Genomic DNA, 11,713 nt, shown 5'->3' with positions numbered 1-11,713 from the left:
TTATTTCCAGTCAACAAGGTGAATAAAGGAGACGAATGATGAACAAGTCAACTTCTTGGAAATGGGCAGTTCCGGCAGGTATTCTAATGTCGGGTATGATCTTTGCCGGATGCGCGGGAACAGGACAGGACAAGGCAAGTACAGCTGCACAGCCAGGCAATGCGGCGACAGGCAGTACACAAACAGGCAATACGAATACGAGCGCTGACACGACCGCGAGTACGAATACGGGCAAGACAGACAGCACCAACACAGCAAGCACAGACCAAACAACCGGTTCTGAGCAAGCGACAGGCGACAGCGGTAATGCAAGCTCGTCGACAGCAGGCGGATCGTCCGCAACGGACAGTTCATCCAACGGTGCAGAGCAATCGGACAATAGTTCAGCCGCGGCGAGCGATACGAGCAGCAACAGCCAAGCGAGCAGTAATGCCTCCACTAGTGACAATGCGGCAAGCCTGCTGCCAATACGTGAACAAAGTTCACTACAATCCACGATTGCTGAAAAAGGCGGTAAAATGGTCGTAACGAATCCCGAATCGATCACCGTCATCGTCAACAAAAAACGCTCGTTGCCAGACGGTTATATTCCACCTGACCTAGTCGTGCCTAATGTCGCCTTTTCCTATAGCGGTGTATTGGAAAAGAGCCATATGCGCAAGGAAGCAGCGCAAGCGTTGGAGCAAATGTTTGCCGCATCGAAAAAGGCGGGTCTCGATTTACGCGCTGTTTCGGGTTATCGCTCCTACAAACGTCAAGTAGCGATCTACAAAAACAACGTCGCCACCAAAGGTCAAGCCTACACCGACCGTGTGAGCGCACGCCCTGGAACGAGCGAGCATCAGACTGGACTGGCGATCGATGTGTCCGGCCCTGGCATCGGTTATGGATTGGAGCAAAGCTTCGGTTCCACCAAAGAAGGCAAATGGTTAAAACAGCACGCCCCGGAATACGGGTTTATCATTCGATATACAGAAAAAGGACAATCGAGCACCGGCTACACGTGGGAGCCGTGGCATATTCGCTACATCGGCAAAGCGATCGCTGAAGATGTAACGAGCAAAGGGATGACGCTGGAACAATATTTTGACGAGAAAAATATCAAGTCATAAATGATATAGCCTCAATAAAGACGAGTTTGACTATATGCATCCAATACGCTCGATCAGAGAGGGGAATGACGATATGGCAACGATTGAACACTTTCATAAGCTTGATCTGCGCATCGGTACGATTATTAAAGCAGAGCCGTTTGCAAAAGCAAGAGTACCGGCGATCAAGCTGGAAATTGATTTTGGCGAACAAGTGGGCATTAAACGTTCCAGTGCGCAAATTACGAAGCGTTACACAGCGGAACAGCTTGTCGGACGTCAAATTGTCGCTATCGTTAATTTCCCGCCGCGCCGAATTGCTGGCTTTGACTCCGAGGTGTTAGTGCTCGGAGGTGTACCAGGCGCAGGTGATGTCGTATTGCTGCGTGCGGATGAGCAGCTACCTAACGGCACACCGGTTGCCTGAGTTGCAGTGCGATGAATTGCCGGTCACTTCGCGAAATGAAGGACTTTGCGAAATGAAGGACGAGGAGGCAATTTGCATTTCGTATTATGAATGGACAGAACATTTGCCGGGTGCAAACTGTATTGTGTAATACGGGGCGACTATGTATTGTAACTCATAATCTATACAAAGCGCATAACGTTGTTCATGTCCGTTCTGTTAATCCGAACGTATAGCGCAGCTAACGAGTGAAGCGAAAGAGCCTGACAGCGGTAATGGCTGTCAGGCTCTTTTTTGTTAGTATGATACAGACAGGACAAGCATGGATCATAGTATATCGTTCATTTTAAAATGCAGTTACCGCTTCCAGCTTATCGTCGCTACGAATGTCTGTATAGCCGCAGCGAGTGAACCGTCACGACAACAAAGCAAAGAGTGCATCCCTATCCCTGCTACAGGATACCTCGATCCGATCTGGAGCAATCGGGTTCATTTGCAATAGGTGCAGCCTATTTTCCACGAAATGCTTCTAACAAAAAGCGCGATGGCGGCACCGTCTTGCCGTGGTGCATCGCTGGCGAGGATACATACAGCTCATGTTTGGCACGCGTGACCGCCACATAGGCGATACGGCGTTCTTCTTCCAGCGCCGCTTGCATTAATTTGCCATCCGGATCAGGCCCGCTTACGCCTTGACTTGCTTTCACATCTTCCGGCGCTTCCTCCTGCAATGCTGCTTTATGCGGCAAAATACCTTCAGAAGCGCCCAGCAAATACACGCACGGAAATTCTAGCCCTTTGGCACGATGTACGGTCATCAGATGGATGCCTTGCGGGTCAGCCTGTTTCATCAGCTCCATCATTTGCAGCCGTTTGATCGTCAGTTCATCAGCAAAGGTGACCATTTGTTCAACTGTGGCAAATTTGCCTGCCGCACTTTCCAATTCATCCAGTGTTTCGCGCACCGTATCTTTATGCCGGGTCGCTGGCCCGCTAAAGTCAGCGCTGGCAAATTTATCGTAAAAGAGGCGACGAATTTCCCGAATCGCATACAGCGGTTTAAGCTCGCGCAACTTTTTTAAAAAGACGATTCGATCTTTTACTTGCTGGCGCTGGAACGTTTGCAGTCGTTCCCAATGATACAGATGGATCAGCGGGTATTTTTTGGACTGTTTTTGCTCCTGGCTCATAATATGTTCCATGCCGGCATCACGCGCGATGTATAGCGGTCCGATCACACCAGGTAATGCCTCCATCCGGCGCGGATTGACCGCCAGTCGCAAATGATCCATCACCGGGCGAATTAAGGCATGATCATAAAAGATCGGCGCTTCGCCATACTGGATAAACGGAATATTTTCCATCAGCAGCCGCTCTGCAATCGCGCGTGTACCGCTGACTGTACGATGCAAAATTGCAATATCACCGAGCGCATACCCGTCTGCTTGCTGCTGGCGCAACCGTTTGACGATCCAGTCCGCTTCTTCATCGGCATGCGCAGGGCGTAAATAATGCGGGCTTTGCCCTGCTGTCGCACCGGCTTGTAGCGTTTTGGCATGGCGTGCTTCATTATGAGCGATCAGTTGTACACCAAGTCCCAAAATATGCGGATGGCTACGATAATTAATATTAAGCGCAATGATCCGTGTACCCGGATAACGTTGCGGAAAGTCCAAAATATATTCCTGCCGCGCCCCGTTAAACGAATAAATCGTCTGGTCATCATCACCGACGACCATCAAATTGCGATGCTGCTGGGCAAGTTTATCGACCATCCCGTATTGCAGACGATTCGTATCTTGAAATTCATCAACCATAATATAGCGAAAACGTTGTTGTAACGTAGCGAGCAGTTCCTCATTTTCAAGCAATTGCTCGGTTCGCAGCAAAATATCGTCAAAATCGATCCGATTGTAATTGCGTTTCCATTCCTCATACCGGCACAGCAATGCACAGCGGTCGCGTTCCTCCGGTGTATCTGTTGGCAAATCTTCGGCGGTTTTGCCTTCCAGCTTCATCGCGGACAACATCGCCAACAGCGTCTCCGGCGGTGTCGTGCTAGTCGAGTTAATTTCGCGGCGCAATCGCTGAATGACCCCATGCTGAGCGCGCGGTTCACCGAATATGTCCTCGGTCAATTGCCCATAGCGCCGCAGCAGCAACAAACCAAAAGCGTGAAATGTGCGTGCTTCAATCGCTTTGGCAGTGCGTGCGTTCACACCGGGCAGCGCGGCGATCCGAGTTTTCATTTCGGCGGCAGCTTTTGTCGTAAACGTAACGAGCAAAATATGTTTGGGATCGACTTTGCGCACGGACAGCAAATAGCCAGTGCGTGCGGTTAATACGGTCGTTTTGCCGCACCCAGCGCCCGCCAACGTAAGCAGCGGGCCGTCACCATGACGTACCGCCTCAATCTGAGGTGCATTGAGCAGAATGCCTTGCTGTTCCAATGCGCGGAAGAAAAAAGCGTCTTCCATACTGTCCGGTACGAGCGTAATACTTGTATCAGCGGGAGCGATCGCGGCAGCAGGCAGCGTCGTATGCAGAGCGACCCCTTGTGGTCTAATGGTGTCTTTGATGGTGATATTTGTCAAAAGTGATCTTCCTTTCCTTGCAATTCGCAGCGCCACAATAAACAGGACGCAGCGGATGGAAGCTCAATTTTTTTAACTGAGCGAAAATTTTGTTATGATAGGGTTACAAGCCGTTTTGATTGCGGGTATATTCGTTATAACCGATTACTTTTATACATATCCTTCTATTATAATGGAAGTGCACGCGTTGAGTAATCCCCCAATACAGCGCTTGTAAGGATCGGTAACGGGATCATGGTGACGGCAGAGCGATCCGGCTATGCCATTGCCCGGTGGAATCAGAGGAGGAGAACAGTTATGAATTTATTACAACGGCTAAAGAGCGGTGCTGGCAAGGCAACCGAGCGAGCGCAAAATGCGGTAGAGGTCAATCGAATGAACGGCCATATCGTTGATATTGAGCGCGAAATTGGCGTACATTATATGCGTATGGGTGAAGTGTTTTATGAAGGTTATCGTGCAGGTGATATGTCGATTGCCGAGGAAGAAATGACCGAACTGTGCAAAGCATGTGATTTGCTGAATGAGGAAATCGAAGAAATTCGCACACGAATCGCCATTTTGAAAAATGAACGTATTTGCGAATGCGGTACGGTCGTCGCCTTGGAAGCTAACTTTTGCCCAAACTGTGGTCGTAAAATGGAAAAATTGGCTCCACTGCGCCGTGAACAAGCAGCGATGGATGAGCACGAACCATCGTACGAAAGCGGTCTGGATGCGCTCGTCGCTACACCGCATCGGGATGAGGATGAGCTGAATTTGTCCGAGTTGACAGTAGAGGAAGCAGAGCAGCGCCGGGTGGAACGTCTGCGTGAAGATCGCGAACGTCAAGATGAGCTGGATCGCCTTGTCAAAGCATGGAAGCAAGATTTGGGTGTGCCACCAGAGGAAGCACAGTCAGACCCGACCCCAGCGTCCCCATCCGCTGCAACGGCGAAGCCACATGCTAATGTTCATGTACCTCCAGCAGCGCAAGCTCCGGCTACGGCAACAACGCAAGCTGCTGACGAGGCAGGCGATCCGCTCATTGTGGCTGACCCGGTACAAGCGCCAGCGGAGGTAGTGCCAGGCACATTTAACTGCCAAGTGTGTGGCAAAGCACTGCCCAAAGGTTCCAAATGGTGTCCAAGCTGCGGAACCGAGCAGGTAAGTGTATAGTTATAGTATCAAATATAGTTGGCAGTGTAATGCACGTGCAAAGCGCCCACGGTGCAGACGGTAACGGTAGACACAGCGGCTGTATTGCATCATAAATGACCGCTGCTTTTATTTATGTTCATGTTTTATGTTCATGTATTCTACATCATGACGCACATACTAGACGCACAAAGCAGGCTGATCCATATTGATGATCAGCCTGTTGCTGTTTATATACATAGCCCGTTATCGAGCGGCGGAGAGCGCTTATGTGTAATTGCCCAGTTAGCCTTTTATTCGCACCCGTCTGCGTTTGTCTGCCGGGTATCAAAATGATTGCAAAGGACGGTATACATGATGGAACCATTGCTTCAGCATTTGCGTAATCTTGGCTTTACCGAGCTGGAATCCAAAGTCATCGTTTGCCTGGCACAGCAATCGGCTCAGTCAGGTTATGAAGTGGCAAAACGCCTCGGCGTGTCGCGCTCGAATGTGTATGCGACATTGCAACGTCTGCTCACACGCGGTGTTATTCAGCTGTCACCAGGTGAGCCAGCACGTTACAGTATGTTGCCGATCAAAGAATTGACGCGCATGATCGCCGCGCAGATCGATGCGTCACTGTCTTATGTGGAACAGGAAATGCCGAGCAGCCGCGAGGAAAGCCCTTCTTTTCATATTGTGGAAGGAGAGCGCAATGTGATCGAGCTGCTCAATCGGGAACTGGATAAAGCGAGCGAGGAGATTGTAGCTGGCATCTGGCGCGAAGAAGCCGCATCGTTTCGCAGCAAGCTGGAACAAGCGGAGCAGCGAGGAGTTAGAGTATTGTGGTCATTTGAAGGGGGAGAGGAGGATGGGCATCCGGGCATTCGCTTGCTCAAGGGAGGCATCAGCGGACGCAAATTTTGGATGGTCATCGACCGCCATTGGTGCATCGTAGGGATGCGTGGCGATGGCATGCCAGCGCATGCGCTTGTGACCGAACATCCGCTGATGGCAGAGCTGCTATTGCAGCATTTTTCCCAAGAGATTATTTTGTATGAAATGGAAAATGATTTTGGACAAGAGTTCATTCGGCGTTATGGGCATGGGTATACACGCATTTTGGATCGTTATTTGCCCGGTATCGTGCCGACGGATTAAAGTTGCTGTAACGATGTGCATGTCTGCTCATAATACCCATGCGGCTGCGGAACGAACTGTTCCAATGTGACTTGTACATGCACATACGGCTGCTCTGCATCAATCGTGCCATCAGTCTGACCGTACACACCGATCGCTTCGACAGCAGTTCGTTCCCCGTGGAACAATTCGAGCATTTGTGTGAGCGGCGCTTCGAATAGGCCAGCCACTTCATCTGCTTGTAATCGGTACTGCTGCAATGTAAACGGGCTACAAGCGCCAAATACACTGCTAACTTCACGATCGATCAAGCGCCCGCTGGCACCTTCGCCTACCCACTCGTCACGCGTTACAAATAATGGGGTAAGCTGGTTAAACCGCAGCGGCACCCCTAACTCCTCCTCCAATTCACGTACCGCTTGTTCCATCGTTTCGCCTGCCAGCAAATGTCCGGCAGCGGTAATATCGTACAGATCGGGAAATGTATCTTTAGTATGCTGACGCTTTTGGAACACAAGCATCCGACCTGCTTCCGTATCATGGATGAGCCAGCAGTGAAACGTATGATGCCAATGACCGAGCCGATGTACTTCAGCGCGTGTACACACGCCAAGATGACGATCTTGTTCATCGTAAATATCGAGCAATTCATAGGCTGCCATGTAAAATCACATCCTTAAAAGTTAAATATTTAACATTATTTTGATCGAGTTTCTTCTATTATAATGGTAAGCCGTCAAAGATGTACAAAGCGGTTAGCATGACTCGGTGTGACCGGATATGAATACTATGTATGCTTATGATGTTAGCAATGTTAAAATGATGCTGCCGCTACAGCATACGATCCCCTAAATAACCGAAAGGATGGAGAGCCAAATGGAATGTATCGTCAAATTTGATGTCGTCTATGAACAGGAAACCAAATCGCTGCGTGGGCTTGTATTTGTTAAGGGAGATGAGTTACCTACTGTAACTCAATTAACCGAAATGTTCAACGAGATGAACTATGAAGTGCAAACAGATGTGAACGATCCGATGCGTTATGTGCCGACAAATGCGCACGCTACTTTTCAATACATTCATATTCGTGAGCTGGATACAGGTGAGAAGACATATACCGAGGATCGGGACTTAAAGAATATTATATCCAATCTTTTACCTGGTCAAAACCGTCCAATCTAAGCGAAGTCCTAATTATAGCGTTATAAAAATGAGCATACAGCACTTGTTTACCGACAGCGAAGCGCCCTAACCGTATGGTGACGGTTGAAAGGGCGCTTTGGTTTGCGTATTTGCGAAATCGACGCAGATCGGTATGTAAAGTGGCAAAAGCGAGAGTAGTAGAACATTAGAAGTCAGAAATTAGAAGCCAGAAGCCAGAAGTTAGAGGGAAGCGTGAGCGATATGCAATAAGCGCTCATCCGACAAACAACAACGAAACTGGCGCTACGATCTCGATCACTTTGCGAATTGGGGCTGTCCTGTTCCCGGCTATGACTAAACAATATTACTAAGTACAAGCAACTAGCTCAAACAACAAGTAATATAAACGAAAACAACAACCCGTATAAAGGCAAACAGAAAGCCGATCATAACGTTCCCATCCAATTAAGCTATATTAAACGAAGCGGTGCTTACGCATGGATATGTATAGGTTGGACGGCGAGCCGCGAGGCAGCCAAAGGGCTAATTGATCTGTATGCGTGTTGCCCATCGTTTACGCAAATAAAAAGGCTACCAGTGCGACGGTAGCCTTTTTCGGTGTCTTATTCTGTTGAATGCGGCGCTTGTGTAGCATGTATTGCATGTTTGAGCGCATCATCTTATCTGTCTGTGCATACATCGTACAATGTGAACAGTTTGCCATCTACTCCGTCAATTCGCTCCATGCCCTTAGACGGTCGCAGCAGTATCCAGTTGGGACGTGCACTGTGGACAACGTGTCGCTTTGATCGATATTTCAGTTGTGCAATAGGGGCAGGCACGAGTCGTTTTCTCCGCTTCCGGTTTGGCATGCTCTTTGCGTTTGAGCATATTAATACCTTTCACCAATAAAAATACACATAGCGCGACGATCAGAAAGTCGATTACATTGTTAATAAACTGCCCATAAGCAATGACAGCGGCTCCAGCTTGCTGCGCTTCAGCGAGCGAAGCGAAGTGCTTTGTATTCGTGCCGGTTAATTCATCCAGATTGATGAACAGATCGGCAAAGTTGACGCCTCCGAGCAGTTTCCCGACCGGCGGCATAATGATGTCATTGACGAGCGAAGTAACAATTTTACCGAAGGCGGCACCGATAATGACCCCGACGGCAAGGTCGATTACGTTGCCGCGCACGGCAAATTCCTTGAATTCTTTAACTAATCCCATAGTTCTTAGCTCCTTTTTATGCAATGATAGGTCGTTTTGCTGCAATTCACAGTAAAAATTGTCGTATCGGCTGATTTGGAACTTTAGATACAGTAATAAGCCGATTTCATTTTAACATATTTGCCAAAAAAGTTATGAATTCCTGCTTCCCTTTTCAAACAGATTCACGAGGTTAAAGAAATGTAAACGTATACAAAAATTAGTAACAAATAATTAACCAATAGAATTAACAAAAATATACAGTTTCAAGATTAAAATACTGTTTAAATTACCAAGTAAACTTTAAAAGGGGGTGGAACTAGACGGAAAGACCTGTAAATTTTGAAATAACATCATTGTGTGAGTCTAAAGGGAAAGCATCCGACATTTTATGTCCCTTAATGCCCAACACCAAAGATGTACAAAGTCGAAAATTAAAAAAATAAAGTTTTATTTTTATACTAGCTTTCGACATGATTTTCAGATAACCTAAATTATAATTTATTCAAAACGAATAAAGAGTCAACTGGATCAAGAGGAGGGAATTGATGTGAGAAATCAGCATGTCCTTAATCAAACATGGATCGAAAAGAAGAATGAGGTGAAAACATTCTTCCACCGACTTTCCACCGATCCTGCACTACGGGACAGCAAAACTTGCAAATCGGATGGACATCTGGCAGACTGGTTGTCGTTGGCTCGTTACCCGCTAAATCAGGAAATCTCGTACCAACAAGGCGTTTATCACGATAAAACGTACCGTCCGCTCGCTGAACAGAGCGCCAAGAGCATTAATGTGGCATTGTTGATCGATATGATTTTTGAGAAAATGGGGATGCAAAGCAATGTAGATGATCTCATGAACCATATCAACAATGGAGGAACATTGGAAGGATTCATGACAGCAAAGGACAACAAATCACTATGAAAATGGTAAATGAAACCATTTTCGCAAGTGAAGGTGGTTTACAAAGCTTTCATCAGGCAGTATAATGAGCGCATAAGTTATTCAAAACGAATAACTATTGTGATGGGCATTAAGGTGATTCCACAACCGCATATCAAATATGGAATATGGATGTAAGAAGCAACGCATGCGCTTTGGAGCAGTCATCATATACAGAACGGCAATCTCTCTTGGTCTGACATTGAAGTGAACGCCGTTGTTTTCTATTTTTAACATGTTACAAATTTGTAATTTAAAAATGACATAATGTAATATCTAAACGTACATGTTTATTTTTAACTCGGAAAGGAGAATGCCAACCGCATCGTTATGCCACATCGGCAAACACAGGCGGGCTGCAACTGCTGCCTAATTCCATCGTTATGGGAGGAAAGATTGTGGAGATTAAACAGTACTTGAATATTGTTAAAAAACGCCTATGGCTAATTATGCTAATCGTTGTCGTCATTACGGCAGCGACAGCAGCATATGCGTTTATGACCAATGCGCCCAAGTATACAGCGACGGCGAAGCTAGTAGTGAACAGCACACCGAAGTCAACCGATGGTGCGACCGGTAATCAACTTGATCTGGGAACGATCAATTCCAATATTCAATTGATCAAAACCTATCAGGAAATTATTAAAACGCCAGCGATTATGAACAAAGTGGTTCAAGATCATCCTGAGCTTGGCTTGAATGCAACACAGCTGATCAATATGGTTAGCGTCAGCTCCGTGAACGAGACACAGGTCATGTCGCTGACAGTGACGGACGGCTCGTATGAGCGTGCTGCCAAAACGGTTAATGCGATCGCCAAAGTGTTCCAAAGCGAAGTGCCGCAAATTATGAATCTCGACAATATTATCGTGCTTGATCAAGCTGATCCGTCGGCTGGCGGCGTTCCGATCGGCAACAGTCCGATTTTGTTCGTGCTAATTGCGTTAGTGCTGTCAGTTGTGATCGGGATCGCGGTCGCGTTCCTGCTCGAATATATGGACGATTCGATCAAAACGGAAGACGATATCCGCGATGTGCTCGGACTGCCTGTACTCGGTGTCATCGCCAAAATGAATGAAGAAGACATGACGGCGAAAGAGCATGTGCCGGCAAAGCCTTTAGTAGGAGGTGGAGAACGTGCCAACCACACTTAAATGGCCGCTCATTACAAAGCAAAATCCGAAGTCACTCATTGCGGAATCGTATAAAGGGTTGCGCACCAATATCGACTTTTCCCGTCTGGATGCACGGGTTAAGAGTGTACTCGTGACCTCGGCAGCATCCGGTGAAGGTAAAAGCACAACGGTAGCAAACTTGGCGATCGCTTATGCCGAAACCGGACGCAGCGTACTGATCGTTGACGGTGATTTGCGCAATCCGGCGATGCATCGCATCTTCAATCTGTCCAATGAGAAGGGTCTGTCCAATGTGCTGTTTAACACCGCTGATCTGGACAAGAACATTCAACCAAGCCGCACGATGAATTTGAGCGTGCTTACCTCGGGTCCAGTACCACCGAATCCGTCCGAGATTGTCGGCTCACGCCAGATGGAGGCGTTGATGGAAGAAGTGAAATCACAATACGATCTGGTCATTCTCGATACGCCGCCGATGCTGCCATTTACAGATGCACAAGTTGCGACGACGCTCTGCGATGGGGTTGTACTTGTGATCAAGTCCGGCGGTGAAAGTCGTAAAGATATCGTCAAAGCGATTACGAATTTGGAATTTGTCGGTGCGCGCATTTTGGGTGCTGTACTGAATCAGGCGAGTCGCAAAACATTGTCCCCTGCTTATCAAGAGCGTTAATGGACGCTGATGACAGGCGTGCATGTGCACATAAGCAGTTGTGCAATACCGCTGTCCATGTTACTTCATCCGTGTACTGCCGTGCCGTATGATGCTGTCTGGCGAATTTGCCCGGCAGATTTCATAAACATAGGATACAGACCAAGTTTCGGGTAATGCCTCCTGCACCCTTATCACTGGAGACACTCGGTCATGCTGTGGGCTGCATTAGCAGCCTTAGACGTACATCGTCAAGGGCATGAAGATGAGGACGGGT

General features: G+C 47.7%; 11 protein-coding genes. 8 read left to right on the top strand and 3 right to left on the bottom strand.

Features of this window, described 5'->3' with window-relative positions; genetic code table 11:
* Positions 1-35 precede the first annotated feature (35 nt).
* Together U1I11_RS18440 and csaA are read left to right on the top strand one after the other, a co-directional pair.
* Positions 36-1,112: a M15 family metallopeptidase gene (locus U1I11_RS18440; RefSeq protein WP_322907603.1), complete on the top strand. Its 1,077-nt coding sequence runs from the start codon at positions 36-38 to the stop codon at positions 1,110-1,112.
* Positions 1,113-1,185: 73 nt separating this feature from the next.
* Positions 1,186-1,518 (top strand): chaperone CsaA, encoded by a 333-nt coding sequence (csaA, locus tag U1I11_RS18435; RefSeq protein WP_322907602.1) that lies wholly within the window; start codon positions 1,186-1,188, stop codon positions 1,516-1,518.
* A gap of 488 nt (positions 1,519-2,006) precedes the next feature.
* Here the strand turns inward: csaA and U1I11_RS18430 are convergent, their stop codons facing one another.
* Positions 2,007-4,091 (bottom strand): ATP-dependent helicase, encoded by a 2,085-nt coding sequence (locus tag U1I11_RS18430; protein WP_322907601.1) that lies wholly within the window; start codon positions 4,089-4,091, stop codon positions 2,007-2,009.
* A gap of 297 nt (positions 4,092-4,388) precedes the next feature.
* On the opposite strand from U1I11_RS18430, the gene U1I11_RS18425 reads away from it, so the two are divergent.
* The gene (locus U1I11_RS18425) at positions 4,389-5,249 is read left to right on the top strand and encodes a zinc ribbon domain-containing protein (protein WP_322907600.1); all 861 of its coding nucleotides are present in this window, start codon (positions 4,389-4,391) and stop codon (positions 5,247-5,249) included.
* 333 nt (positions 5,250-5,582) lie between these two features.
* Positions 5,583-6,371 (top strand): TrmB family transcriptional regulator, encoded by a 789-nt coding sequence (locus tag U1I11_RS18420; RefSeq protein WP_322907599.1) that lies wholly within the window; start codon positions 5,583-5,585, stop codon positions 6,369-6,371.
* On the opposite strand, the gene U1I11_RS18415 is transcribed toward U1I11_RS18420, so the two are convergent.
* Positions 6,368-7,012, bottom strand: coding sequence for an NUDIX hydrolase (locus tag U1I11_RS18415; RefSeq protein ID WP_322907598.1), 645 nt, complete (start codon positions 7,010-7,012; stop codon positions 6,368-6,370). The two genes, U1I11_RS18420 and U1I11_RS18415, sit on opposite strands and share 4 nt — an antisense overlap.
* A gap of 214 nt (positions 7,013-7,226) precedes the next feature.
* Here U1I11_RS18415 and U1I11_RS18410 point away from each other — a divergent pair, with 214 nt between their 5' ends.
* Positions 7,227-7,532: a hypothetical protein gene (locus tag U1I11_RS18410; RefSeq protein ID WP_322907597.1), complete on the top strand. Its 306-nt coding sequence runs from the start codon at positions 7,227-7,229 to the stop codon at positions 7,530-7,532.
* A 711-nt stretch (positions 7,533-8,243) separates the two neighbouring features.
* Here U1I11_RS18410 and mscL read toward each other — a convergent pair.
* Positions 8,244-8,723, bottom strand: a complete 480-nt coding sequence (mscL, locus tag U1I11_RS18405; protein ID WP_322907596.1) for a large conductance mechanosensitive channel protein MscL — start codon at positions 8,721-8,723, stop codon at positions 8,244-8,246.
* A 529-nt stretch (positions 8,724-9,252) separates the two neighbouring features.
* On the opposite strand from mscL, the gene U1I11_RS18400 reads away from it, so the two are divergent.
* The 3 genes from U1I11_RS18400 (at position 9,253) to U1I11_RS18390 (ending at position 11,457) form a co-directional block, all read left to right on the top strand.
* Positions 9,253-9,630, top strand: coding sequence for a hypothetical protein (locus U1I11_RS18400; RefSeq protein ID WP_322907595.1), 378 nt, complete (start codon positions 9,253-9,255; stop codon positions 9,628-9,630).
* 416 nt (positions 9,631-10,046) lie between these two features.
* Positions 10,047-10,802: a YveK family protein gene (locus U1I11_RS18395; protein ID WP_322907594.1), complete on the top strand. Its 756-nt coding sequence runs from the start codon at positions 10,047-10,049 to the stop codon at positions 10,800-10,802.
* Positions 10,786-11,457 carry a CpsD/CapB family tyrosine-protein kinase gene (locus U1I11_RS18390; RefSeq protein WP_322907593.1) on the top strand — a complete coding sequence of 224 codons (672 nt, stop codon included), beginning with the start codon at positions 10,786-10,788 and terminating at the stop codon, positions 11,455-11,457. The genes U1I11_RS18395 and U1I11_RS18390 overlap by 17 nt, the downstream gene beginning before the upstream one ends.
* Positions 11,458-11,713: the final 256 nt, after the last annotated feature.

The sequence above is a fragment of the Paenibacillus campi genome (genome assembly GCF_034659835.1).
GTDB classification, from domain to species: Bacteria; Bacillota; Bacilli; order Paenibacillales; family Paenibacillaceae; genus Saccharibacillus; species Saccharibacillus campi.
This window is presented reverse-complemented; position numbering and strand designations above follow the sequence as displayed.

Excerpts from the sequence above, each read along its gene's own strand:
- U1I11_RS18440 (WP_322907603.1), top strand. The coding sequence starts at position 36 with ATGATGAACAAGTCAACTTCTTGGAAATGGGCAGTTCCGGCAGGTATT.
- csaA (WP_322907602.1), top strand. The coding sequence starts at position 1,186 with ATGGCAACGATTGAACACTTTCATAAGCTTGATCTGCGCATCGGTACG.
- U1I11_RS18425 (WP_322907600.1), top strand. The coding sequence starts at position 4,389 with ATGAATTTATTACAACGGCTAAAGAGCGGTGCTGGCAAGGCAACCGAG.
- U1I11_RS18420 (WP_322907599.1), top strand. The coding sequence starts at position 5,583 with ATGATGGAACCATTGCTTCAGCATTTGCGTAATCTTGGCTTTACCGAG.
- U1I11_RS18415 (WP_322907598.1), bottom strand. The coding sequence starts at position 7,012 with ATGGCAGCCTATGAATTGCTCGATATTTACGATGAACAAGATCGTCAT.
- U1I11_RS18410 (WP_322907597.1), top strand. The coding sequence starts at position 7,227 with ATGGAATGTATCGTCAAATTTGATGTCGTCTATGAACAGGAAACCAAA.
- mscL (WP_322907596.1), bottom strand. The coding sequence starts at position 8,723 with ATGGGATTAGTTAAAGAATTCAAGGAATTTGCCGTGCGCGGCAACGTA.